Below are 23,609 nucleotides of genomic sequence, written 5' to 3'. Positions count from 1 at the left end.
CGCGATTCGATATGGCGGTGTTCCATGGATGCGCGCGAAAATGCTCGATTAGATAAGTGAGGAATTAGTCGGGGCGAAAGGTAAGGGTTTCGGAAACGGCAAGCTAAAACTTACTGATGCGCCAATCTCGTACTGAATTTTCAAGTGATCCTTTGGCTCTTGAAAACGCAACATCCCATACCGAGTTGGAGAGTAGCAGCCTAGCGTTATAGCTTCTAGCTTCTGCAATTGTTGCTTTACGGAGCGTCGCTGCCCCCTGTTCGCGTGCAAAAACTGCTGCATATCGACTAGATAGTGGCAAATAGGCGGCATCGAACTCGAATCCGCTTGCCTGATTGCCAATAAAATAAAGTGGGAGCGATGCGGAAACGAACTCGACCCCAACAGGCGCTTCTACGACAATAAGTCTTTTTCTGCATAGTGCGCTATAGATACGCTTCTGCGCAACCTCTCTATCCGTAGTAGAGAATGCCGCTTGCATTGCAAAATGCTCAGCAAGGCTTTCAAGCTCACCCTCCATGCCGTGCGATTTGAGCCGTTCCGCCTCTTTCTTCGTTAGTTTTCCGGCATCAAGATAGTCACGTGCTATTTTCGCTGCCGAAGTCCGCCTGTCTTCAATTGCGTACGGATGACGTTCCGTTATGCTTGCGAGAAGATAGCATACCGAAAGTCTGCCGTCTTCGAAATCCTCATCCTCCAGTTCGCCGCGCTCGCAACATTGGATGAGCCTCGAATAGGGTAATGCAAGAAGATGCTCTGCTTTTGATAGCTGGTTCTCTATTGCGTTCGGTTGGAGAAAACGATCCAGGCTCTCGCACGCTGCGTGAATGCGCGGCACCTCGTAAAGATAGTTTTTCTCGCAAATGTTACGCGTGTTTGTTGAATAGAATTTGTCTATTTTTGAATTATAGGCGTGAAGCTCACCGCGTTCGTTCGCGAAGTATTTCAAATAGAATTGAGGAATCCAGTGTTGTTTCTTCGTGCTCTTGCTTTTCTCGGCCATTAAAAACCTGCATTCATATATCGGTGCTTTATGTCTCCGTACAACGGTTTAGCTCGTTCTTCGATATTTGTAGCCGCTCTCTAGCGATGCAAAGCAAAGCTCCGCGCCAGATTGCACAAACGCGGAGCGGGTGCCGACGATTAGATGGTGCGTTTACCTAGTTTCAAGTTTTCGCAACAACTCAAATAAGGCATCGTGAACTTCTTGCGGTTCGCTCGGGAAAAGATTGAGCCTAAGATACGTTTCGCCTTTATGAAAGGAGACATCCATGACAACCACTTCTCCCTCTTCGGTATAGCCGGGTACGGATAGATGGTCACCGCGGGACGAATTGTACGTGTATCCTTTGTTCCCGCTGTCGTGGGCCTGGAAGTGCTCTGTCAAAGCAAATACGGGATGAAAGTTTGACCCAAATTGAAGATCGTCACAGAGTGCTGCTTGGTCAGTAATGCCAAGTTCGGTTGGTTTTCCTAATGCAGAAAAAAGTGCGTGAATTGCATCGAGTGTTTCTTTGGGGCATGTTGAGAATGAAGGCATAGTCGTGCTCCGATCTATTGCGGTGGTTGTCGCCATAGGGTTTCACGTGCTCGGCTAGTCCCCTATGGACTTGTGTCTTTGTTATTATAAGTCTCTAGTCACTTCGTGATCACGTATTGCTATAAATCCCGAAAGATAAGAAAAGAAGCCCTTTCCCTTGTTTCGCTGTTGATCGAACAAAGAAAACATTCGGGGTAAGTCATGTGCATCTATACGATGCACAGATGCTCGCTCTAAAACAAAGCCAGCAGTTGATGCAGGCGCATTAAACGCCAGATTGGGCATTGATCGCAGGTGGTTACGTATGAAATCGCAGCCGATACAACCTAGCTCCAAAGCCGAACGTCCTCCATTCGATAGCCACGAAGACGGTGAAACTCTCACGATGCCAACAGGCAAATCAACTTTTGGAGTGGCTTTTGACTGAGATGGAAGAAACCTACCCATGACAGCCCATGCGCGGATAGGGCGATCCAAATGCTTTTGAGGTGTTCTGGGACGCTGTGAGGCGAGGTTGCAGCCCGAACGTGCAAATACCCCATATCGAGATGAATTCAGAATCCAGGCGATTATTCGTGTATTCAAGCAAAGGATATGGAGGGAGGGTTTTGGGACGGTCATGCATGCCGGGATATCGATTAGGCGGAAAACGCTCGCCCTATGGCCTCCACTTCTGAACTGTGGTCGGGGAAATGCCAAGAGCTTCAGCCGCCTTGCGTGAACTCGAATCAGGATGTTCGGCGAAGTAATCCTTAACGGCGTATTCTTTACTCCCGCTTCCCTTTGGTCTGCCCGTGATACGTCCTTCCTCGCGCGCCTTTCTTAATGATTCCTCGCGATTCTTCTTGCAAGGGTTCTCTACCGTCTCCCCGTCTATCTCCCAATGGTCGGCCTGGAGATGCGTATACCTATCTTGATGGTTTCGCTTGTTTTCCGGTATCGGAATGCCCGTCAGCGCCTCCAGGCTTACGCGTGGGAACGTGATGTAACGCTCGTCGAAGCAGTCTAAAGCCGATTCGACATCGGATTCCAGGAACGGGTCTTCGGGGTGCAGATCGTTGAGCATCTTCACGAAAGAGAATGCGTCTTTTCGCAGCTCCTCTTCCTTTATGTCACACTTTATCGCGAAGATCGCCAAAGCCATAAGGCAATAGTATCGATGTCCGTACACCGCACTATCGAATATCTGCGTCTTCCACCACTCGTAGACCCTTCGGGGGGCTTTCCATGTTCCCGGAGGCTCTTTATTGACAATACGGCGCTCGTACCATTGAGGCCACTTCTCCCTAGCCTCGGCAAGGCTCGTCTTGCTGTCCCTGTACAGCTTCGAGGTGTCGATCTTGCTTTTCTCGTCGACGAATTCATTTAGGTAATCGAGCGTGATCGGGTGCGAATCGACCTCGAAAGCGCGCACTGCAACTCCTTCTATTTTGGTCTTGCCTCCGACGATTCGATATCCTTGATTGATCCCCTGGCACTGCACGTTCTTGTCCGTGGACGTTCTCTCGTTCCAGATGACGCGGGTGAGTGCGTACTTGAGCTGCTTCAGTTGGGTCTTTATGTTCGGGTATAATGAGATCGGCTGCTCGAACACGTAGTAAAGATGCACCCCGTGTCCTGAAAGGGTGATGAAGTTCGGTTGCGGGTAATAGCCTGCGGATACGCCATCCATGAAGCTGCCGAGGGTTTTCTCAGTGACCCCATCCAGGTCGAAGATCATTGCGCACATCTTCGATTGGCTTGCTGCAAGGTTGTTTCTGCCCCAATAGGTAACGCCGTTCAGGATCGCCCATTCGTATTCTTGGAATTGGGAAAGCAAGGACTCGAATTCATCTTCGAACATAACGCGCTTTATGGGAAAGGAGCCGTTATTGCCCACGATTATGGGATTTGTTTTATAGAGTCCGCTTGGTTCGCCTTTCTTCTGGATCAATCCGTCTCCGAGCCTGAATATGTTCGCGTATAAACTCATGGGGGTCGCCTCGTTGCATCCCTAGGTTTCAAGCGCTCCTTGCAAGTTTTCCATTTTTCCTCTATTCTTCTGTGTATTCCGCAGATGCCTATAGGTATGCGTCTCTCCGTTCCTTATACCTATAGGGCACGTTATATTATCAATAGACTTTATTGGTACGATTTTAACAGCGTTGCTTACAAAAGATTACTTCATAGAGCATAAATTCTAGGTTGTCCGAAATCATCGCCGTTCATGATGAAATCGCCTCATCGCTTTCCCAATGATTTCAGAGCCTTTTGACCTATAATTCGGTCATGGAAAAGACAGACCCGAAAAAGCTGCGTAAAGCCGTTGCCCTCTATCAAGGCGGTTATTCCGTTAGCGAGATTGTCAAAATATCGGGTATTGGAAAATCGACCATATACAGAGAGCTGGACAAGCAGGGGATTCCTCGGAACAAGGACTCGACAAAAAATGAGCTTTGACGCTTTTTCTAAAGACGATCAATCGCTTAGCCAGACACAACGACCAACAGCAGACGTAACCAAGTTCTAGGTTTTGCAGGAGACGATAGACGTGGGTGACATAGAGCTTTCTGCGCTTGACCCGATATCATTCTGCGCTTTCATAGTGCTCACTATCGTTGCTAATGCCGCATCTGGAACGCTCGCTCAGTTCGGATGGAGGAATGCGGCAAAAAAGGATATTGAACTCTACAAAGGTCTTGTTAGCATTTCCGAGGAAGGCGATATGGACGATCTTGCTTGCAAGATGAAAGAGTCGATCCGAAAGAAATTATGTGCAGCATTATCAAGGCAATCAAGCACGAGCAGTTACCTAAGTGCTTTCAAAAGTAGAATTCCGGAACTCGTCTCATCAACAATTGTATGCTGGGCAGTAGCAGTATTCGTTTTTTTGGTTAGTCCTGAGCTACTCCCCTTGGATTTTTTGCAGCTTTACCTGCTAGCGTCGCTTCTTGCCGGTATAGCAATACAAGGGTTGTCGGCAGCGGCAATCGTATCAAAAAAGCGAAGCCGCTAGATTCAGATCGGCAACCTCTTCACGTAATTCTTCCTTAATCGCATCTCTCTGAATAGATGAACCACGTGCGGCGTTGCCCGGTTAAACAAACGGCTTTGCAAGTTTTTAACTACTCGCTATACCTTCTGGGCTTAGAGCATTGTATACATGATTATCGGGACGAAAGAAATCATAATCGCGTGTTGTGCACAATGCGCATGTATTCAAGATCGCAAATCAAAAAGAAGCATCCCTTTCGATTGGGCATGTAAAGCGGAGCTATGTTTGCACTTATTTCGCGAGATGAGTGCAGGCTTTCAAAAATGAACAAAATGTTCGTTGAGTATTCATGATCGGTAGCTAATAATTTGAATGCGTGATCGAGCGACCGAGTCCGGAGGTACCTTATGAACGATATGAAGAACGAATTCGCAAACTACTTCTCCATAGACTGGGAGAAAACGAGCGACAATTTGCGAAACTTCCTATACCTAAAATTTGATTGTGATACCTATGGTTACGTAGAAGCGGCTTCCTTCGCGCTTAATAAGAGCAAAAGAGCTCTTCAGTACTGGCTTGATCAGACTGATAAGCGGAACCCCTCGATTGCGGACTTGGTGCTATTCGCCAAATTTTTTGACGTCTCTCTTGATGACCTTATCGAGATCAAAGGCAATCCCGATGAGTCTTTCGCTGGCTCGCTTCTGGAAGAGCATTTTGATGCGCTGTCTCAATCGCAGGATGAGAAGGAGGAGATAGAGCTGGAGTTTGCTTCGACGGTTCTCCTAAACGAGGTCAAGGACAAGGAGCATCCGATCAAGAGTCTATACGATTTGATTCTCTATTTGCCGCTTATCCCCAAGGAAGTACTAAACGATTCCCTAAGCAGAATACAGGGCGACGTTTATCATGGAAGAGATTATGTACTTGAGCAAATGAGCTACTGTTACCGTGAAATCGATGATGAAGAAGCAAAGGCGTATGCAGACAGTAAAAGAAAGTACCTATCGCCAAGGCCTAGCGTGTACGAAATGACGGTAGAGACTAGAGACAAGGGAAGAATCGAGGCGTATAAAGAATGGGAAGATAGCCTCTTAAACGAAATGAAAGCCTTTCGGCAGTTTTGGGGAGATTCCCCATGTGATAACGAAGCATTGGTGCCACCGTTAGCGTATCTTATGGCTTTGTCGAAATATACGTCAACCACGCTATTCGGTGCAGAGACATCCAAAAAAGCTGAACAAATTCTAGAGAAATGGCGCTCTGAACGGCATTCAGACTAAACAGATCGGACATTGCTATGGGGAACTTGCTTGTAGCTTTAGCAGGAGCGAGCTTTACCGCAGCCACAGGTTTTGTGGGGTCAATCACCGGCGGGTTGCAACTTACCGACATTGAGCCCCTATGCTAAAACCGTCGTCATGCTTGATGCGGGTCATTTCTGGATAGTCTTTTTGGAAGCATCCAAGCTCCCCAATTCTCTAGTTAGTGCGATTTAGTTTGGAAATGATTCAAGTTGCAAATTCTATAGACGAAGGATGCAGATTGAGAAAAACAGCCATAGCGTTCATTCTGCTCGTGTCAACGACAACGGTATTGGACTATGCGAACATCCCCTCCCTTTTGGGTCTGCATGTGTCGAACATGAATTGGAGCTTTTACACAGGCTTCCTCAACGCCGTCGCCGTCCTTGCTGTGTTCGCGATAACCTACAAGGTGCTGACCGGGAGGGAGGTGGAGATTCGCGAGAAGGAGTTGCGGCGGGAAGAGAACAAGCAAAAGGTGTCGTTGCTGCTCCTGAACGACTGCTATGAGGATTGCAAAAGATACATCGACCTCCTGAACGAAGAGAACGTCAACAACTACATCGTTCCGAAAATCGACTTCGACAGCACCGATCTGGGAATAGCCGTCAATTTCAGCACGGCCCCCTTCGTCAACCAGGACGCTATAGCTGATTTCGCCAAGGACGGGCAGATACCGGAAGACCGGATCGCGCGATACTATGCCATCAAGCGCAAATTCGAAGAATACGTCAACATGCGAATCACCTTGTTCGACGCTCCGCATTTCTACGTGCCGCTTAGAGGCGGGCTGCTTCGGCTGCTGAACGATGAAATCGCTTGCATCGACAGGTTGAAAGCGGGGCGGTAGCGTGAGGGCGTTCTGGACTGCGTGGGCTTTGGAGCAGATGAACCACGGTTCGCGTTAGGGCTGAACGGTTTTCGCTTTCGAAGTTTTAACTACCCGCTATACCTTCCTGGCTTCGAGCGCCAGAAGCATATCCTTTTCGGGCGTTCAGGAAGATTCTAAGGGGCGGACGTGCTGCGGTGGAGGAATTCTCCTTTGGATGGGTTGTTGCCGCTTAGAGTGGAAGAAAAGGCTCGTTTAGCCCTTGGATTTGGGTATCGGCGAATCGTTGCCGTGCTCTCTATTGACCGCTTTAGTTCTTTGAAGCCCTGCTTACTCCCTGCGCTTCTGCTGCACGGTAAAGGGTGCTTCTTCCTATTCCGGTCTTGGAACAGATTTCCGACACGGACTTATCCGGGTCGAATTGGAACATGTGCAGAGCCAGGCCCAGCGCGTCTTGGTCTACTTTGGGTCGGCCTATCGGCTTTCCCTGCTCCCTCGCGGCGGCTCTCCCTTCCGCTGCGTTCTCTAGGATTATCTGCCTTTGGAACTCCGCGACGCTCGCGAAGATATTGAACACGAGCTTGCCTGCTGGCGTTGTGGTGTCTATGGCCTCCTTCTTGCTGACGAGCTGCACGCCCGTTCTCTCGAACTCGTCCATGAGGTCTAGGAGGTCGCGGGTGTTCCTCCCGAGCCTCGAAAGCTCGGTGATGTAGACCTCGTCGCCTTCCCTGAGCCGGGAAAGCATGTCCTGCAAGGCGGGACGGTCTGCGTTCTTGCCGCTCGCCTTGTCGATGAACACGCAAGAATCTTCAATGCCGAGTTCCTTGGCGCATGCGACCTGCCGGGCCTCGTTCTGGTCTTTCGTGGAGCATCGCGCGTAGAAGAACCTCATATCGTCACCTCGAAACGTAACGTCCCAATAATCCTATTTGCATTATATACCGGGACGGTCAGTTTTGGAATGATATTTGGGACGAAAGATGAGTGATTTCTGACTTTGATTCGAGGTGTTTTGCTCGCGTCCCAAAAGTATGATTATTGGGATAAGCTTAAGCGAGGTTTTATCACTGTAGACGATAGGAATCATTAACGAGGTAATTAGGTGATCAGCATAGAATACATAGAGTCTTTTGATGAAGAAGATCGGCATGGTTCGGTCGGGTTGTCCTCAACAAAAGAAATTGGATCCTCATTTGCGGATTTGACTCTTGCGACCCCATTCGCGGTATCCTGGCCTTGCCTGCATCGCAAGCGCATGAGAATAGCACTAGCGAAATAAAGGTGAAAGACATTAACAGTTCTATATACTTATGAGATACAGACTGTCGTCGATGTCTCTCGGATACTGTTGAGAGAGCTGTGAGAATATGAGCAAATCGGTTGTCCGAGGAGGCATTGTGAATAAACAGAAGGCTATGAGCTGGATTCAAAAAGGTATACCCTCGTTACTGTTTTTTGTAGCATTCGTGATTCATACCTTTTTCTCTAAAGAGTATATCGACACTATCTCGATAATTTTATTGGTGTTGGTATGTTTCCCATGGTTCTTGCACCATCTAAAGATGATCGAATTGACCGGATTGGGGAAAATTGAGCTACTTGACAACGAAGATAAAGACCGAATAGCTAAAGAGGCGGATTCCCTAGTCGAGGAAGTGGCGGGGGAAGAACCTTTTGAAAAAAACAGCGGGAACGATTTTCTGTTTGAAGTGTTCCGTAATGACATGCAGTTAGGTTTGGCTGGCATTCGAATAGAGTTAGAAAAAATTGTGAACCAGCTAAAGACCCAATACAATGTTGCGCCAAAACCTGGGCCAATAGGGTTGGGTTCAGGGATCCGCGATCTTGAAAAGGTCGGCGCGATATCGTTAGGAGAGTCTTCTTTGCTTCGCGAAGTCACCTCAATTTTAAATAGAGCCGTTCATGGTGCCTCGGAGCTTTCAAATGAGGATGCAAACTGGGCTTATGATGTTGGTAGTCAAATGGTTTCTGTTCTGAAGAGCAAACTGAAGCAACAGGAAATCGCCAATGATGGACGAAACACTGTTGACTAATTAGCTGCATCTAGTTTTGCCTCTTTGTTGTAATTTTGTTGTAAACGAGTATGGAAATGCTGATCGACGTAAGCTCTTTGTGCAGCATAAAGGTGAAAAGCGTTAGCTGAAATACCTACGTTAACCTGCGGAAATAAGCGACGCAGGCAAGCTGCGCCAGGAGGGCAAGGAGTACGTCGTGCAGGACGGCGACGTGATGCACTTCAAGTTTAACGTGTAGCAGCTGGGCGGCCGGGGAAGGGGTTGTGCGTGAACGACTTTGTTGAGGCGTTGGTGAGCGACGGCAAAAGCCCAAATCTGCCGGATGAGTACAATTACTTTGGAAAACTCATTGGCAGTTGGAAGCTGGATTATATTGACCACAACCTGTCGAGTTCGGTCAAAGGCGAGTGGATTTTCTCGTGGGTGCTTGAGGGCATGGGCATTCAGGACGTGATCATTCTGCCCGCGCGTGACGCGCGAACCGATGTCGTGCACCCTCTCACTGAGTACGGCACGTCCCTTCGCGTCTATAACCCCACCACGCACGCATGGGATGTTGCGTATGGATTCACGGGCAAGATTTTCCGACTTGAGGCAAAGAAGCAGGGCGACATGATTGTTCTGACGAACCTCGAAGACGAGAATCACAAGTGGGTGTTCGCCACCATCGAGGACGACCGTTTCCATTGGCAAAACGTCACCGTGCAAGCCAACGGTGACTGGCACATAAACGCCGACATCTACGCCAAGCGCGCGTAGGGGGCTAGCGTGAGCGGCACGCATGACATAGATTTGCCCTATACGGATCGCCTGGTCAACCTTAATGGTTTGCTCTGGGAGCTGGGTCAAGCGTACGGTAAGCCCGTGTTCGAGGATACCTACGTACTTTCCGGGCTGCTCAGTAAGTTCAGGCTTGCCTTCGACTTGTCATGGAAGCTTATGAAGGACATTCTTATTCAGCGCTACGGGATTGTGGACTGGGCTAAAGGGAGTCCGCGCGAGGCTATCGAACTGGCGGCCTACAATGGCATAATTGAGGACGGTGCGCGCTGGAACGAAATGCGCCTCATGCGCAACGAACTTTCGCACAACTACAATGCCGAATTCGCAATCGACTGTTCCCGCAAAGTACTCGACGAATGGATCCCCTTCCTGCAAGCATTCGGTGAGGACATCAACGTGAAGATCAAAGCTTGGGAAGCGAAAGATTCGACAGTTTAGGTAACTATTGTCTACTCAAAATCTACTAGGTCTTTTAAGCTGACGTCGAGGGCGCGGGAGATGCGGTAGAGTTGATCGGTGCTGCAGCTGAGTTTTCCTAATTCAAGGCGCGAAATATACGAGCCGTCGCTGTTGCCGCCGAGCATTTCGGCAAGCTTCGCTTGGGAAAGGTTTTCTGCTTTCCGATACTCGCGGATTTTGTTGCCCAAGGCCTTTCGAAATTCTTTTATATCCATAGTACGAAGGCTATGCGTTACAATAATAAAGTAGTGGACTGATCAGTCCAGAAAAGCAACGAAAGGTTGATTGAAGAATTGCTATAAGCACTGGGGGATACATGTTTGAAGGTGCAAACAACCTGTTCTGATTAGCTTACGTAATTAACCCTCTTGCCTGAAAGGAAGCTAAGCAAAATGCGTGTTGTTTGGCGTGTATGGAAGGCCATGGAAGATCATGGAGTTGCTGCCGAAAAAGTGTGCAGCGACACTGGCTTAAAAGAAGACCAACTGGAAAGGTTGAAAACCTCTGAAGGTAGAGTGAATGCTGTGCGACTGACAACCCTCGCTGCACTTGTCGATTCGATAGGATGTGACGTCGGGGAACTTTTCGAAGTGGTTGATGATTGCGTTGAAGAATCAAGGATCAGTAGTTCGATGTGAATGATAGCTGGCATGTTGGGCGTTGTAGCAAAAGTTCCTGTCCGCCGGAAAAAAGTGTGACGCGCTATCGCGCTGGCTATTATGCCACGAGTTTTCACGCATCCCTTGTATTATGACGCGGGCTGACTGGCTTGTAGGCATTGACTTGCAAGAGGCATAACCCCGTAGCGGCGTTCGCCAGAGCGCCGTTCGCGCGAAGCGGAAAAACGCAGTTCATAGTTGCGTTCTTCGTCTGTGATAGAGCGGATGTATCCCTAAAGGGGCTATGTGCTTCGCGCTGTCGCTGTTTGCATCCCGATGAGGATAGCCAGACAAGCATGTTACCTAGAGAAGAGCAGGCCCTTGTCATAGTGATGGGGAGGCTCATAACATCCTGGCGTAATCAGTAGCGCGAAGCGCGTCACATTTTGCGTTAACCAGGAAAAGAACTTGAATTACGGTCTTTTGTGGTTCGCTGGAAGTAAGAAAAGGCCCTGTGTTTACTCTCACTGACCTGCGCTTTCAATTAGAGCGTCGGCGAAGGTGGCTGGGTTGGGGCCGGTTATTTCGAGGACGGGTTTTCCGGTTGTGGCGCCTTCTTCGAAGAGGTCGACGATGCTATAAAGGGCCTCCATGCTGGCGTCCATGTTTTCGGCACCTACTTTGAAGAGGTACTTCTGTAGCTCCTTGTACACAATTTGGTAGTCACGGGGGAGCGCTTTGACGCGGGCTTGGAGGACGCGCCATTCGCGCTTTTCTTCAATCATGTTGCGGAAGTCCATGCGGCTACTCTCCTTGCTGGTTGAGCTTGCGGGCAATAGAGGCATTCAGTTGGTCGCGCCAGCGGTCGCGCAAGGATTGTGCTCCTTCAGCGCTTGCGAGCTCGGCGCAGAAGTCAGCCACGTTGGTGCCAAGTACCGTTTCCACGGGGCGATTATCAGCGGCCGCTTCCTCAAGTAACCCCAGTACGCCATCGAAAATGGGCATGAGGTTGCGCCCCGTGAAGTCCGCATGGTTCCACAGGCGCTCGGTGATTTCTTTCCACGCGGCTTGGTAGGCGGGCGGCAGTTCGGCGGCGCGTGCGGCGAAGCCTGCGAGGTCGCGATCCATGTCGTTGCCGGTTACGCGATCCCAGAAGTTCATCGGGCACCTTCTTTCAGTTCGTCAAGTTTCGCGGTTATGAAGTCCCAGCGCTCCCAGAATGCGCGCAGTTCCGCGCGCCCTGCGTCGTTGAGGGAATAGAACTTGCGCGGCGGCCCCATTTCGGAAGGCTTCCGCTCGCAGACGACGAGCCCTCGCCGCTCCAGCCGCACGAGAATCGTATACACGGTTCCCTCTACGACGTCAGAGAACCCCAGTTCATTCAACTGTCGCGTAATCTGATACCCGTACGTTTCCCCGCGCCCAATAATTTCCAACACACATCCCTCAAGCACACCCTTGAGCATTTCAGTGAGGTTTTCCACCGCTGTCCTTTGATCTCGTTCTGCAACAATAGGTAATCCGTATTGCTTAGTACCACACTATAGTGTCACAGAGTAGTTATGCGTGTCAACTCCCGATTTCAAAATGGGGTGGTGTCTCCTCGTAGTATCATGCTCATGATGAATTTTTTCGAAGCGGGTAGGACGAGAGAGGTCGTGCTATGACATATACCGGTGGGGAAATTCCCAAGTTGGGGTTTGGGTTTATGCGGTTGCCGGAGGTTGAGGGGTCGGACGGGGAGAAGGTTATTGACCTCGACACGCTTTGCGGCATGGTGGATACGTTTATGGATGCCGGGTTCACGTACTTCGATACGGCGCGCGGCTACCATGGCGGGCGGTCGGAGGCGGCGCTCAAGGCGGCGCTGGTGGACCGCTATCCGCGCGAGTCGTTCACGGTGGCTACGAAGTTGCCGGCGTGGATGGCGAAGGACGCCGATGACGCGCGCAGCATGTTTGAGACCTCGCTTGAACAGACGGGCGCTGGCTACTTCGACTTCTTCCTGCTGCACAACCTGGGCGAGGATCGCACGCACCTGTTTGACGACTGGGGGCTGTGGGATTTCTTGGCCGAGAAAAAGGCCGCGGGCCTGATTCGCAACCTGGGCTTTTCCATTCACGACAAGGCGGCGGAACTTGAGCGCATCCTTGCGGCGCACCCCGAGATGGACTTCGTGCAGCTGCAAATCAACTACGCCGACTGGGAAAGCGAAACGGTTGAATCGCGCAAGTGCTACGAGGTGGCGCGCGCTCATGGGCTGCCCATCGTGGTGATGGAGCCCATCAAGGGCGGCTCGCTGGTGAAGCTGCCGGACGCGGCTGCCGACGTGCTGCGCGCGGCGAACCCGGACGAGCCGCTGCCGTCGTGGGCGCTGCGCTTTGCCGCGTCGCTGTCGGGCGTGCTCACCGTGCTTTCAGGCATGTCGATGCCCGAGCAGGTGCAGGAAAACGTGGGCATTATGCGCGACTTTAAGCCGCTTGCGCCCGCCGAGCTGGACGCGCTGGCCCAGGTGCGCGCCATTTTGGACGGCATCCCCACGGTGCCGTGTACCGATTGCCGCTACTGCGTGAAGTCGTGCCCCGAAGGCGTGCGCATTCCTGCGGCGCTGGCCTCGCTGAACATTCTCGCGCTCTATCGCGATGAGTATCGCGCGCAGGAGAACTACGACTGGAATGCGTCGGCGGGCCCTGCGTCGTCGTGCATCGGATGCGGCACGTGCGAGAGTGTGTGCCCGCAGCACATTGGCATTGTGAAGGAGCTTGCGCGAGCGGCGGAACTGTTCGAGTAGGAAGCGCCGCGCGTTCGCTCGCGGCCGCGCGACGCCATTGTGCGGTTGAGTTTGTGACCAAAAATTACCCCTTGACTTGGAGCGCACTCCAAGAAGTAAGCTAGCGCTCGTTCATAACGGAAGAAGGGTTCCATGTCTGACAACGTAGCGGCCGCCCATTCATATGTGGGTGGCGAAGGCCAGCGCACGAATATTGAATCGCTTGACGCATTCTTCGCGCGCACGCCGCGCGTGGCGGTGGCGTTCTCGGGCGGATGCGACTCGTCGTATCTCGTGGCGGTAGCCCGCGCGGCGGGCGCGGACGTGCGTGCGTATCTGGTGCGCACGGCGTTCCAGCCGCCTTGTGAGATTGCTGACGGCGAGCGGTTGGCGGCAGAGTTGGGTGTGCCGCTGGCGATGGTCGATGCCGATGTGTTGTCCGAGGCTGCCATCTGCGAAAACGGGCCTGACCGCTGCTACTTGTGCAAGCGCTTCATCTTCTCCACCATTCTTAAGCACATGGAGGCTGATGGGTGGGGAGACGCGGTGCTTGCCGACGGCACGAACGCCACGGATGATCCGACGCACCGGCCGGGCTTTCGCGCGCTGGCTGAGTTGGGCGTGGTCTCGCCGCTGCGTCGGGCGGGCCTCAGCAAGGACGACGTGCGCGCCGCCTCGCGCAAGCTGGGGTTGTTCACGGCGAATAAGCCAAGTTTTTCCTGCCTGGCCGTGCACGTGCCGGAGCGCGAACGCATCACGGCGGAGGCGCTGCTTACGGCCGCGCGCTCGCCTGAGGTGACGGTGCGGCTGGTGGCGCGCAATGCCGCCATAGGGGCCGACCTGGACACGACGTGTTCTGCCGACGGCGTGGTAGACCATCTCACGGCTGCGCACGGTGCGACGGAGGCAACGGACATAGCGAACGCAACCAACGAGGAAGAGGAGCGCTGATGGAAGAGCGCGAGATGAGAGCGCTGTTGGCCGCGGTGGCCGACGGTTCGCTTGACCCAGACGAGGCGGCGTTGCGCCTGAAGACGGCACCGTTTTCAGACTTGGGTTACGCGAAGGTTGATCATCAACGCGGGATGCGTCAGGGTGTGGCCGAGGTGATCTACGGCGCGGGGAAGACGCCTGCGCAGATGGCCGGCATTGCGGCATCAATGCGTGCGGCAGGGCAGGAACGTGTGCTGATTACGCGCCTGTCGGCTGAAGCCGCTGATGAGGTGCGTACGCTGCTGGCTGATGCCGACCCGGCTGCCGCGCAGGCGTTTGTCTATCACGAGCTTCCGCGCCTTGGCCTCGTGGGTGGTTTGCCTGAACCTGACGGCAACGGCACCGTGGTGGTGGCTGCCGCCGGTACGAGTGACCTGCCCGTGGCCGAGGAAGCGGCGCTCACGGCCGAGGTGCTGGGCAACGAGGTGGTACGCCTCTACGACGTGGGCGTGGCGGGCATCCATCGTTTGCTTGCGCATGCTGACGACATTGCGGCTGCGCAGGTGGTGGTGGCCGTGGCTGGCATGGAGGGCGCGCTTGCCTCCGTGGTGGGCGGCCTTGCGTCGTGCCCGGTCATCGCCGTGCCGACGAGCGTGGGCTACGGGGCGTCGTTCGGCGGTGTGGCGGCGCTGCTTGCCATGCTGAACTCGTGCGCCTCAGGCGTATCCGTGGTGAACATCGATAACGGCTTTGGCGCTGGCTACCAGGCGTCATCCATCAATCATCTGAAAGCGAAGTGATTTTCCCATGACCGAACTTCATCTTGACCTCACGTGCGACGCCACGCGCCGCTCGATTCTCGCCGACCTGCGCGGCCGTCTTGACGCCGACGCGCAAACCGCGCTTGATGCCGCCGTGGAAGCGGCTGGCGTGCCCGAGCGGCACCACCACGACCTGGGCGAGGTGCTGGACACCATCGACGCGCTGGCCGTGAGCGACCGCGTGAAGGACGACATGCGCGCCATTTACCACATTCTCGCCGAGGCCGAGGCCGCAGCTCACGGCTGTGCGGTGGAAGAAACCCACTTCCACGAGGTGGGTAACGGCGAAGCCGTGCGCAACGTGGCCGCCGTGTGCCTCGCAGTGGAAATGCTCGCGCCCGAGCGCATTACCGCCACACCCGTGCAAACCGGCAGCGGCACCGTGGTGTGCGCGCACGGTGAACTGCCCATCCCCGCACCCGCCACGGCCGCCATCCTGGCCAAGGGTATCCCCACCTGCGAAACCCTCCAAGAAGGCGAACGCTGCACCCCCACCAGCGCCGCCCTCATCAAACACTTCGTCGAGGAATTCCATGTCTAGAACAACGCCGCCGCTCGCCACTTGTGCGGCCGGCGTCCCGCAAACTTGTCCCGCTCGCCCCATCCTTAAGACCGAGCGCCTTGTCCTGCGCGAAATGACGCAGGATGACTTTCCGGCGCTCTGCGCCATGCTGCAGGACCCCGATGTCATGTACGCTTACGAGGGTCCGTTTTCGGACGCAGAAGCGCAGGCGTGGCTTGACCGCCAGCGCGCTCGCTATCGCGCGGACGGCAGAGGTCTTTGGGCGGTCGTGCTGAAAGAAACCAGCGCCATGATTGGTCAGTGCGGCCTCACCTGGCAGGACTGCGACGGCCGGCAGGTGCTTGAAGTGGGCTATCTCTTCCAGCGCGCGTTCTGGCACCAAGGCTATGCCACGGAGGCCGCCCGCGCGTGCTGCGACTACGCATTCGACACGTTGGGCGCGTGCGAGGTATTCTCAATCATTCGCGACACCAACACCGCCTCCCAAAACGTCGCCCGCCGCAACGGCATGACACCGCGTCTCACCTTCACAAAACACTACCGCGGCGTGGCCATGCCTCACATTGCCTTCTCTCTTACTCGCGAGGAGAGGGACGCTCACTCAGCTCAATAAGCACGCGCCCCTTGCGTTATTTCAATAATCATTTCGTGTTTTCGGGGAAAATCGGCCTAAAACATTTCGTGTTTTCGTAGTTTTCGCTGGTGAGTGCATGTGATCGGGCGGAGGCGTATACTGGCCTCATTACACCTGCGGCGCGTTCGGGAATGGGGGCGCGTGGCGAAGCGAAAGGGGGGCTTGTGGCTGCGTTTGTGTTTACTCATGCGACGGTGCTTGATGGCACGGAGGGTATGGAGCCGCAGTCGAATATGACTGTGGTGGTAAACGATGGCCGCATTGAGGCGGTGGGGACGGCGGCTACGACGGTGTGTCCTGCGGGTGCGCGCGAGGTGGACTTGGGTGGCGCGTATCTCATGCCGGGCCTGATCAACGCGCATGTGCACCTGTGCGGCACCGGCAAGCCGATGAGTGCGGGCGGTGCGGGCGACCTCATTGACAAGGTGACGGGCAACCCTCTTGGCATGTGGTATCTGCGTCGCATGCTGCGAAAGAGCGCGCAGCAGCAGTTGGTGAGCGGCGTGACTACCGTGCGCTCGGTGGGCGACCCGGCGTTTGCCGACGTGGACGTGCGCGACGCCATCAACGCGGGCAAGTATCCGGGGCCGCGGTTGGTTACCTCGGGCACGGGCGTCACGGTGCCGGGCGGCCACGGTGCGGGCCTGTTCGCGAAGGTGGTCTCCACGCCGGAAGAGGCTCGCGAGGCCGTGCGCGCCTGCTTCGCGCGCAAGTGCGACCTGGTGAAGCTGTTCATCACGGGCGGCGTGTTTGACGCCGAGGTGGAAGGTGAACCTGGCGTGTTGCGTATGTCGCCCGAGATAGCGCGCGCCACCTGCGAAGAGGCGCACAAGCTGGGCATGTCCACAGCCGCTCACATCGAAAGTACCGAAGGCGTGCGTGTGGGGCTTGAAGCCGGCGTGGACACTATCGAGCACGGTGGGCCCCTCGACGACGAGATCATCGCGCTCTTCAAGAAGAATGGTGCTGGACGCACCTCGTCGCTCACCTGCACCATCTCGCCTGCGTTGCCGTTCGTGGAACTGCCGCCCGAAAAGACGAAGTCCACGCACGTGCAGCAGGTGAACGGCCGCATCGTGTTCGAGGGCATCGTGGACGCGGCGAAGCAGGCGCTCGCGGCGGGCATTTCCGTGGGCCTCGGCACCGACTCGTCGTGCCCCTACATCACGCAGTACGACATGTGGCGCGAAGTGGTGTATTTCGAGCGCCTCGTGCGCGTGTCGCCCGCGTTTGCCCTGCACACGGCCACGTTGGGGAACGCGCGCATCCTGGGACTCGGCGACGAGACAGGTTCCATTGAGCCGGGCAAAGCCGCCGACCTTATAGTGATGGATGCAAACCCGCTAGAGAACCTGGAAGCACTGCGTCAGGTACGCCTCGTGATGGCGCGCGGGCAACTGAACGACCACCCGCAAGTCAAACACCTATCCGAACTGGACGCCGAACTCGATGGCTTCCTTCCGAAGGCGAAGGTTTCGTAAGACGTCACTATCCTAGCAGGATGCGTTTCCACCAGTCGTAGTGTTCGGGGTTGGTTTTCCTGATGAACTCAAGCATCTCTTGCTTGGTTGACACGGGGAGGTTCCGGCACTGCTCGCGCAGGGCGGACTCGGCGCGAGCAGGATTTTTCAACAGGTCGCTCAAGGCACCTTCAAGCCCGGGAATGCCAAGACCTGCGGGTATTGCCGTGGGTGCGGCGGCGCGCACTTGTTGCGGCGTGTTGAAATCTGCAAGAAACGCCGCCTCGTCCAGGTGGCGAAAGCCCGGAAGCCCCAGCCCCTTCATGGTGGCCAGCAAATCGGGGAACGAATCGGGATAGGCGGTACCGCCTTGCACCAGGCCATCGGCATTGGCAAAAGCTATCGTGAGCGTCCATGATCCCGCACCCTCAACCCGTTCGCTCGACGCGCCTTTGTCGTAGAACCCGAGTGCGCGAATCCACTTGTCAAGGGCGTGCGCGTCCTCAAGCGTATAGGGTCGCACCTCATCTGCGGTAGCCGTACCGTTCTCGATACGCTTCAGGCGCAACTCATAGGCATCAGGCGCAACAAGCGCAGCCACCAGAGAACTGGTTCCCCAGCTCGGTTTCGACACGGCGAAGGTAAGGCATTCGAACGGTGCAGACATGACGGTCATAGTGGCTCCTTCGAGGAGAGTATTGTTCGGCTCATTATCGCACAGTGCGCACGTGACGCGTTTTTTGAACTGTGCGTGTTTCCGCTCGGGTAGCCACTTGATTCTTGTCAGATATGCGTGCGAACCGCACACCTTATGCCGCAGTTCCATCGCGGATACGGCGCGGTTTCGCCGTGTATTCGCCGTATCTTCTACCGAAACCTTGCCAGAATCTAACAGAAACCTAACGCCTGATCAGACGCATAATTTGTACTAGCTTGGCAGAATGTTGAGTGCTAGAATGCCCCCTGTCGGCGGTGTTCGCGCCCGGGTGGGTGACGCCTCGAGAGAGAGGGGGATCCCCATGGATAGTTTCAACCTGATTGCGGGGCTTTGCTCCATACTGTCGTTTCTTATGGCAGTACATGATGCGTTGCGGCGAAGGCGAAAGGCGAGGCATAAGGCGAAAAGAGCACAAAAAAGGCGGTAGGGCTGGCACCCGAACCGCCTAGCACATGTCCTGCGTCACCCGCCCAACTCTAACCAAACGGGCATCGCCGACACCCCGCATTATACACGCCGCGCTCCGCCTTGCAACCCCTCAATTCAGGATGGCGGTCCGCCGCTAAAGGGGCGAATACGCTATGATGGGGCCTAACGAACGAGGGTTGGGCGGTGGGCCGCCGGAGAGGACGATTCATGGTTGATGGGGCGGCGGCGCGGGCGGCGTTGCGGGAGCATTTTGGCTACGAAGCCTTTCGGCCGGGGCAGGAGGGCGTGGTCGAGGCCATCCTTGCCGGGCGCGATGCGTTGGCGGTTATGCCGACGGGCGCGGGCAAATCGGTGTGCTACCAGGTGCCGGGCATTGTGTTCGAAGGTCTGACCCTGGTGGTGAGTCCGCTCGTGTCCCTCATGGGCGACCAGGTGCGCGCGCTTTTGGACGCGGGCGTGCGCGGTGCCTATCTCAATTCCTCCCTGACGCCTGGTCAGCAGGCCACCGTGCTGCGTCGCGCGCTCGCGGGTGCGTACCAGATCATGTACGTGGCGCCCGAACGCCTCGCCGACCAGCGCTTTCTCGACTTTGCCCGCGAGGCGACCATTTCGCTGGTGGCGGTGGATGAAGCGCACTGTGTGTCCCAGTGGGGCCAGGACTTCCGCCCATCGTATCTCACCATTGGTGACTTCATCGCGCAACTTCCCACGCGTCCCGTTGTGGCGGCGTTCACAGCCACGGCTACCGAACGTGTGCGTCGCGACATTGTGCGCCTGCTCGATTTGCGCGAACCCTACGAGGTGGTCACGGGGTTTGACCGGCCAAACCTCTACTTCGGCGTGGAGCGCAAAGACCCGAAACGCAAACTCGCGTGGATTGCCGCGTGGGTGCTTGAGCACCCGGCCGACTCGGGCATTGTGTACTGCTCCACGCGTAAGGACACCGACAAGGTGCACGCCGCGCTTATTGAGGCGGGTGTGCGCGCTACGCGCTACCACGCCGGCATGCCCACCGCTCAGCGCATCGAGAGCCAGCGCGCCTTCATTGCCGATGACGCCCCTGTCATGGTGGCGACGAACGCTTTCGGCATGGGCATTGACAAGTCGAACGTGCGCTACGTGATTCACCACAACATGCCGGGCTCGCTTGAAGCGTACTATCAGGAGGCAGGCCGCGCGGGCCGCGATGGTGAACCCTCCACCTGCATGCTGCTGTGGAGCGACGGCGACGTGTCCACCTGCCGTTTCTTCATTGAGCAAGAGTCGGGCAACGAAGAACTCACGCCCGAAGAAGCCGAGGCTGTTCGCGCCTCGCGCCGCCGCCTGCTTGCCGCCATGACCGGTTACTGCAACACCACCACGTGCCTGAGACGCTACATCTTGGATTATTTTGGTCAAGGATTAGGGAGCGTTCGTAGCGTCAGCGAAGAGGGTTCTGGTGCTGAAGATTGCGGTGAAAGCCTGACGAAGCGGCCCTTTGGCCGTGAGGAAGGCTTGGAGCCGCAAGATTCGGTACCAGAACCCTCCGCAGCGTCGAGTAGTTCCGACTGCCGACAGGCAGTCGGAACTTGTTGTTCTAATTGCAGTGGCGACTTTGAAGCCGTGGACGTTACCGCTGATGCGCGGGCGATTATGCGGTGTGTGCAGGAGTTGCGTGGGCGTTTCGGCAAGGGGCTTGTGGTGGATGTGCTGCGCGGGTCGAAGAGCGCGAAAGTGCTGGAAATGCACCTGGATGAAACGGCCACCTATGGCGCTTCACGTGCATCAACTGCCCAGATAAAAGAGATCATCGAGTTGCTTGTCGCCGGCGACTTCCTGAGTATTACCGAAGGTTCCTATCCCACCGTAGGTCTGGGTCCCCGTGCTCGCGAGGTGGCGGAAGAAGGGTTTGTGCTCACCATGAAAAAGGTGGTGCATAAGGCCGATCGCACGCGCGCCGCAGCGGGAGTGAAGGGAGGACGCGCGTTTGGTGCTTCGGGCACGGCTGCTGGCGGGGCAGATGCAGACGAGGAGTTGTTCGAACGCCTTCGTACGTTGCGCAAGCGTCTGGCCGACGAGGCAGGTGTACCTCCCTACATCGTGTTTTCGGACGCCACGCTGCGTGATATGTGTGCGAAGCTCCCCGCTTCCGAAGACGAATTCCTTGACGTATCCGGCGTGGGCGCCACCAAGCTCGCGCGTTACGGCGAGGCCTTCCTCGCCGAACTCGCCGTGTATGCGCAGGAGGAAAGAGGCTGATCAACAGCCCAACAGGCGCGAATACAACAGGCCGACCAAGAACGAAGGGGAGGGATCCCTCGTCCAGGTCGGCCTGCTGAAACACAGTGCCTAATGCAACCTATTTAAGCTGTTGGCGCTGAGGGCGCTTTGGGTGCTTCAGGTGCTGTCGGAGGAACTGGCGCTGAGGGCACCCCCGTGCCGTTTCCGCCACCCGGGGCTTGCTCATCCCGCAACGCGGAGGGCGATTCGCTCAAGTACAGGTCGATGTTGCCAATGGTGGTGCGAACCACGATGCGCTTCGTCGCACTCGGCGACCCCTGCGGCGCGTGGACGTTGCCGGATGCCGATGAGGCATCGATGGCGTAGTCTTCGGCCGACCCTGTGAACGAGAGGCTCACCTCACCCGTATCAGCTTGGATCGAGGCGCCATCGCGGGCGACCAGTGCAGTACCGTCAATGCTGCCCTGCATACTCTGTGCGGTCAGGCGACCAGTCGTCACGTCGTTGAGGTGCTGGTTGCCGGTCTGACTGCGGGTTTCCACCGTATCTGCGTCGATGCCGCGCAGCTCAATACTACCGCTTTCCGCAAAGACGCTCAGGGTGGCAGCACGCAGGTCATTCACGGAAATGGTGCCATTGCCGCCCTGCGCCGTTACCGCGCCAGCCGCCTCAATGAAAGCCATCTGTACGCTGCCGTTGCGGGTGAAAGCCTCCACACTGTTCGCCGTAACATCGCTGATATCAACCACGCCGTTTTCAGTCCTCAACTCCACGGAATCCGCTGTGGAGCGGCCGATATGCGCGTGGCCATTGTTGGTGGTCACGCTCACGGCGCTGAGCGACGGCATGTCGTCGATGGTGGTACTGCCCTCGTGGGAGCGTACCGTCACGGAGCCGGCGAACGACGCAGGCACCTTCACCACGGTGGAGCGGTCGGTGAAGTCGAAGTCCATGATCATGACGCCGATGCGAGGCTTGGACGTGCACGTAATGTGCAGTTCGCCGTTCGTGTCGGTAATCTCGGTATTCCGCAGCTCACCCTTCCAATAGGTGACCTCAATGGCATCGGAAGAGGAAGCCTCGAAGCGGACATCACCCGCTTCGCTGTCAACAATGATGGCGTTGTGTGCCGCAACACTCTCGGCATCAAGCGTCTCGGTGACTTCGGTCCAATCGCGCGGCATGTTCGACAAGTTCTCCAGGCGGAAGTCGGCGGCCGCGAACGCTCCGAAGGAGATCGCACACCCGCCGATAACAAGGGCGGTGGCGATGATAAGAACAACTTTACGCGCGGTGGTCATGGCTCGGCGCTCCTTCCGAGTTCGGCTGCCCGGCCAGCGGCGCAGTGGGCAGGGGAGAGGTGGGCGGATAGGGGTAGGGGGAGGGTGGAGGGCAGGTGGCAAAACCTGCTGGTGCCCCGTTGTATCCAGTTGGTGTAGGGGGTGCGGGCGGCGCAGGCGGATAGCCGCCGGGGAAAGCACCGGGCATTCCTGTCACACCAGCCTCTTCGCCCTTGGTGCGCCGTTTCACGAACAAACTCTTAATCCAGCAGGCGAACGTGTGCGTGAGCTGCACTAGTCCCTTGCTGGCAGCCAGCACGCCGAACCAGGCAAACAGTCCCAGCCCCGCGCCGGCCAACCCGCAGCCCAAAAGCCACAGGCCCGTCAGCGGAAAGCCGGTGGAGAGGCTATACACCAAGCCCCAGATGCCAATGGGTGCACACAGAAGCAGCATGACCACGACAGTCCACAGTGCCACCACCACCATCCAAATGGACAGATACACGGCAAACACCGCCATAGCCAACGCCAGTACGATAGGCACCCAAAGAGGAGAGAACACCGCCAGAAGCACAATGTTTAAAGTGCGGCTGCCAGTGTTCGCCTTTGCGATGGCCTTCGGGATGGGCGGCGTCTCGGCGATGATCTGCGCTGCAATAGTATCGACGGGCCCCAGCGCGGCCACGGCTTCCGCTTCGGTCATGCCGTCTTCCATGCGGTCGTCAATCATTTCGGCATAAAACGAAATCGATTGCTCAACTTCATACGACGGCAACTTGCCGAGTGCGCGTCGCAGCGCTTCAGTAAACTCGGTCTTGTTCATCGGTTTGCACCTCGTTTCACGTATTCGTAGATGGAGACGATGTCGTCCTGCTCGCGCAGAAACTCATCGATGTGGCGCACGCCCGCGTCGGTGATGCGGTAGTACTTGCGCAAACGCCCGTTGTGCTCCACCGCGTACGTGGTGAGCAGCCCTGCTGATTCCAAGCGCTTGAGCAGGGGATACAGCGTCGACTCAGTCAAATTCAGAATGGAAGGCACGTCTTTGACTATCTGGTAGCCATACGAATCCTGCCGATTGATTGAGGCGAGCACGCAGACTTCCAAAAAGCCGCGCTTCATTTGAGCGTCCATCGTATACCTCCTTTCGCCCGATACTATACGTTGCATAGTATCGGGCGTCAAGAGGTATAAATAACTTTTATGAGAGTGGATCAATGACTGCAAGAAAAGTTCCCAAAGGAAAACTTTCCGCACACGAAAAAACGAGTATCAAAAAAGCGAAAACAACAGCACG

Annotated in this window: 27 protein-coding genes and 1 pseudogene; 16 read left to right on the top strand and 12 right to left on the bottom strand. The window is 55.6% G+C overall.

Annotation, left to right across the window (positions count from 1 at the left end):
- Positions 1–103: 103 nt before the first annotated feature.
- From QNJ86_RS13400 to QNJ86_RS13390, 3 genes are all read right to left on the bottom strand, one after another.
- A complete protein-coding gene (locus QNJ86_RS13400; RefSeq protein ID WP_283833153.1) occupies positions 104–1,003 on the bottom strand; it encodes a DUF4238 domain-containing protein in 900 nt (299 codons plus the stop codon).
- 153 nt (positions 1,004–1,156) lie between these two features.
- Complete coding sequence (locus QNJ86_RS13395) at positions 1,157–1,540, bottom strand: hypothetical protein (protein WP_283833152.1); 384 nt, start codon at positions 1,538–1,540, stop codon at positions 1,157–1,159.
- Positions 1,541–2,198: 658 nt separating this feature from the next.
- Positions 2,199–3,512, bottom strand: coding sequence for a MerR family transcriptional regulator (locus tag QNJ86_RS13390; protein WP_283833151.1), 1,314 nt, complete (start codon positions 3,510–3,512; stop codon positions 2,199–2,201).
- Between the two features lie 296 nt (positions 3,513–3,808).
- Here QNJ86_RS13390 and QNJ86_RS13970 point away from each other — a divergent pair, with 296 nt between their 5' ends.
- From QNJ86_RS13970 to QNJ86_RS13375, 4 genes are all read left to right on the top strand, one after another.
- Positions 3,809–3,979 (top strand): helix-turn-helix domain-containing protein, encoded by a 171-nt coding sequence (locus QNJ86_RS13970; protein ID WP_227114465.1) that lies wholly within the window; start codon positions 3,809–3,811, stop codon positions 3,977–3,979.
- A 91-nt stretch (positions 3,980–4,070) separates the two neighbouring features.
- On the top strand, positions 4,071–4,535 hold the full coding sequence (locus QNJ86_RS13385; protein ID WP_227114466.1) for a hypothetical protein: 465 nt from the start codon (positions 4,071–4,073) through the stop codon (positions 4,533–4,535).
- Between the two features lie 386 nt (positions 4,536–4,921).
- A complete protein-coding gene (locus tag QNJ86_RS13380; protein WP_283833150.1) occupies positions 4,922–5,797 on the top strand; it encodes a hypothetical protein in 876 nt (291 codons plus the stop codon).
- 262 nt (positions 5,798–6,059) lie between these two features.
- The gene (locus QNJ86_RS13375) at positions 6,060–6,668 is read left to right on the top strand and encodes a hypothetical protein (protein WP_283833149.1); all 609 of its coding nucleotides are present in this window, start codon (positions 6,060–6,062) and stop codon (positions 6,666–6,668) included.
- Between the two features lie 289 nt (positions 6,669–6,957).
- Here QNJ86_RS13375 and QNJ86_RS13370 read toward each other — a convergent pair whose 3' ends face one another.
- Entirely contained in the window at positions 6,958–7,539 is a 582-nt protein-coding gene (locus QNJ86_RS13370) for a recombinase family protein (protein ID WP_283833148.1), read from the bottom strand.
- Between the two features lie 505 nt (positions 7,540–8,044).
- Between QNJ86_RS13370 and QNJ86_RS13365 the strand changes: the two genes are divergently transcribed.
- The 4 genes and pseudogenes from QNJ86_RS13365 (at position 8,045) to QNJ86_RS13355 (ending at position 9,904) form a co-directional block, all read left to right on the top strand.
- Entirely contained in the window at positions 8,045–8,701 is a 657-nt protein-coding gene (locus tag QNJ86_RS13365; protein ID WP_283833147.1) for a hypothetical protein, read from the top strand.
- A 139-nt stretch (positions 8,702–8,840) separates the two neighbouring features.
- A pseudogene (locus QNJ86_RS13965) lies at positions 8,841–8,921 on the top strand (DUF933 domain-containing protein); the annotation flags it as partial.
- 29 nt (positions 8,922–8,950) lie between these two features.
- Positions 8,951–9,442 (top strand): hypothetical protein, encoded by a 492-nt coding sequence (locus QNJ86_RS13360; protein WP_283833146.1) that lies wholly within the window; start codon positions 8,951–8,953, stop codon positions 9,440–9,442.
- 9 nt (positions 9,443–9,451) lie between these two features.
- Positions 9,452–9,904: an HI0074 family nucleotidyltransferase substrate-binding subunit gene (locus tag QNJ86_RS13355; RefSeq protein WP_283833145.1), complete on the top strand. Its 453-nt coding sequence runs from the start codon at positions 9,452–9,454 to the stop codon at positions 9,902–9,904.
- Positions 9,905–9,915: 11 nt separating this feature from the next.
- Here the strand turns inward: QNJ86_RS13355 and QNJ86_RS13350 are convergent, their stop codons facing one another.
- Positions 9,916–10,113, bottom strand: coding sequence for a helix-turn-helix transcriptional regulator (locus QNJ86_RS13350; RefSeq protein ID WP_283833144.1), 198 nt, complete (start codon positions 10,111–10,113; stop codon positions 9,916–9,918).
- 204 nt (positions 10,114–10,317) lie between these two features.
- On the opposite strand from QNJ86_RS13350, the gene QNJ86_RS13345 reads away from it, so the two are divergent.
- Complete coding sequence (locus tag QNJ86_RS13345) at positions 10,318–10,563, top strand: helix-turn-helix domain-containing protein (RefSeq protein WP_283833142.1); 246 nt, start codon at positions 10,318–10,320, stop codon at positions 10,561–10,563.
- 485 nt (positions 10,564–11,048) lie between these two features.
- Here QNJ86_RS13345 and QNJ86_RS13340 read toward each other — a convergent pair whose 3' ends face one another.
- Genes QNJ86_RS13340 through QNJ86_RS13330 form a run of 3 tightly spaced genes read right to left on the bottom strand, consistent with a single transcriptional unit; the run spans position 11,049 to position 12,008 of the window.
- Positions 11,049–11,324: a DUF1048 domain-containing protein gene (locus QNJ86_RS13340; RefSeq protein WP_283833141.1), complete on the bottom strand. Its 276-nt coding sequence runs from the start codon at positions 11,322–11,324 to the stop codon at positions 11,049–11,051.
- Between the two features lie 4 nt (positions 11,325–11,328).
- Complete coding sequence (locus tag QNJ86_RS13335; protein WP_283833140.1) at positions 11,329–11,685, bottom strand: DUF1048 domain-containing protein; 357 nt, start codon at positions 11,683–11,685, stop codon at positions 11,329–11,331.
- A complete protein-coding gene (locus QNJ86_RS13330) occupies positions 11,682–12,008 on the bottom strand; it encodes a PadR family transcriptional regulator (protein ID WP_283833139.1) in 327 nt (108 codons plus the stop codon). The genes QNJ86_RS13335 and QNJ86_RS13330 overlap by 4 nt, the downstream gene beginning before the upstream one ends.
- Positions 12,009–12,187: 179 nt before the next feature.
- On the opposite strand from QNJ86_RS13330, the gene QNJ86_RS13325 reads away from it, so the two are divergent.
- The 6 genes from QNJ86_RS13325 (at position 12,188) to QNJ86_RS13300 (ending at position 17,686) form a co-directional block, all read left to right on the top strand.
- Entirely contained in the window at positions 12,188–13,315 is a 1,128-nt protein-coding gene (locus tag QNJ86_RS13325; protein WP_283833138.1) for an aldo/keto reductase, read from the top strand.
- A 132-nt stretch (positions 13,316–13,447) separates the two neighbouring features.
- A complete protein-coding gene (gene larE, locus QNJ86_RS13320; RefSeq protein ID WP_283833137.1) occupies positions 13,448–14,245 on the top strand; it encodes an ATP-dependent sacrificial sulfur transferase LarE in 798 nt (265 codons plus the stop codon).
- Complete coding sequence (larB, locus tag QNJ86_RS13315; protein ID WP_283833136.1) at positions 14,245–15,027, top strand: nickel pincer cofactor biosynthesis protein LarB; 783 nt, start codon at positions 14,245–14,247, stop codon at positions 15,025–15,027. The genes larE and larB overlap by 1 nt, the downstream gene beginning before the upstream one ends.
- A 7-nt stretch (positions 15,028–15,034) precedes the next feature.
- Positions 15,035–15,589: a nickel pincer cofactor biosynthesis protein LarC gene (gene larC / locus QNJ86_RS13310; protein ID WP_283833135.1), complete on the top strand. Its 555-nt coding sequence runs from the start codon at positions 15,035–15,037 to the stop codon at positions 15,587–15,589.
- The gene (locus QNJ86_RS13305) at positions 15,582–16,184 is read left to right on the top strand and encodes a GNAT family N-acetyltransferase (RefSeq protein ID WP_283833134.1); all 603 of its coding nucleotides are present in this window, start codon (positions 15,582–15,584) and stop codon (positions 16,182–16,184) included. Before larC ends, QNJ86_RS13305 begins: the two co-directional genes overlap by 8 nt.
- A 185-nt stretch (positions 16,185–16,369) precedes the next feature.
- Entirely contained in the window at positions 16,370–17,686 is a 1,317-nt protein-coding gene (locus QNJ86_RS13300; protein ID WP_283833133.1) for an amidohydrolase family protein, read from the top strand.
- Between the two features lie 7 nt (positions 17,687–17,693).
- Here QNJ86_RS13300 and QNJ86_RS13295 read toward each other — a convergent pair whose 3' ends face one another.
- Complete coding sequence (locus QNJ86_RS13295; protein ID WP_283833132.1) at positions 17,694–18,341, bottom strand: hypothetical protein; 648 nt, start codon at positions 18,339–18,341, stop codon at positions 17,694–17,696.
- Between the two features lie 678 nt (positions 18,342–19,019).
- Here QNJ86_RS13295 and QNJ86_RS13290 point away from each other — a divergent pair.
- On the top strand, positions 19,020–21,050 hold the full coding sequence (locus QNJ86_RS13290; RefSeq protein WP_283833131.1) for a RecQ family ATP-dependent DNA helicase: 2,031 nt from the start codon (positions 19,020–19,022) through the stop codon (positions 21,048–21,050).
- Between the two features lie 104 nt (positions 21,051–21,154).
- Here QNJ86_RS13290 and QNJ86_RS13285 read toward each other — a convergent pair whose 3' ends face one another.
- The 3 genes from QNJ86_RS13285 to QNJ86_RS13275 are packed head-to-tail and all read right to left on the bottom strand — an operon-like array spanning position 21,155 to position 23,446.
- Positions 21,155–22,333 (bottom strand): DUF4097 family beta strand repeat-containing protein, encoded by a 1,179-nt coding sequence (locus tag QNJ86_RS13285; protein ID WP_283833130.1) that lies wholly within the window; start codon positions 22,331–22,333, stop codon positions 21,155–21,157.
- A complete protein-coding gene (locus QNJ86_RS13280) occupies positions 22,317–23,135 on the bottom strand; it encodes a DUF1700 domain-containing protein (RefSeq protein WP_283833129.1) in 819 nt (272 codons plus the stop codon). The genes QNJ86_RS13285 and QNJ86_RS13280 overlap by 17 nt, the downstream gene beginning before the upstream one ends.
- On the bottom strand, positions 23,132–23,446 hold the full coding sequence (locus QNJ86_RS13275; protein WP_283833128.1) for a PadR family transcriptional regulator: 315 nt from the start codon (positions 23,444–23,446) through the stop codon (positions 23,132–23,134). The genes QNJ86_RS13280 and QNJ86_RS13275 overlap by 4 nt, the downstream gene beginning before the upstream one ends.
- Between the last annotated feature and the right edge of the window lie 163 nt (positions 23,447–23,609).

The organism is Gordonibacter faecis (assembly GCF_030077735.1).
In the GTDB taxonomy this organism is placed as follows: domain Bacteria; phylum Actinomycetota; class Coriobacteriia; order Coriobacteriales; family Eggerthellaceae; genus Gordonibacter; species Gordonibacter faecis.
The sequence above is the reverse complement of the archived record's forward strand: the minus strand, read 5'-3'. Positions and strand labels throughout refer to the sequence as shown.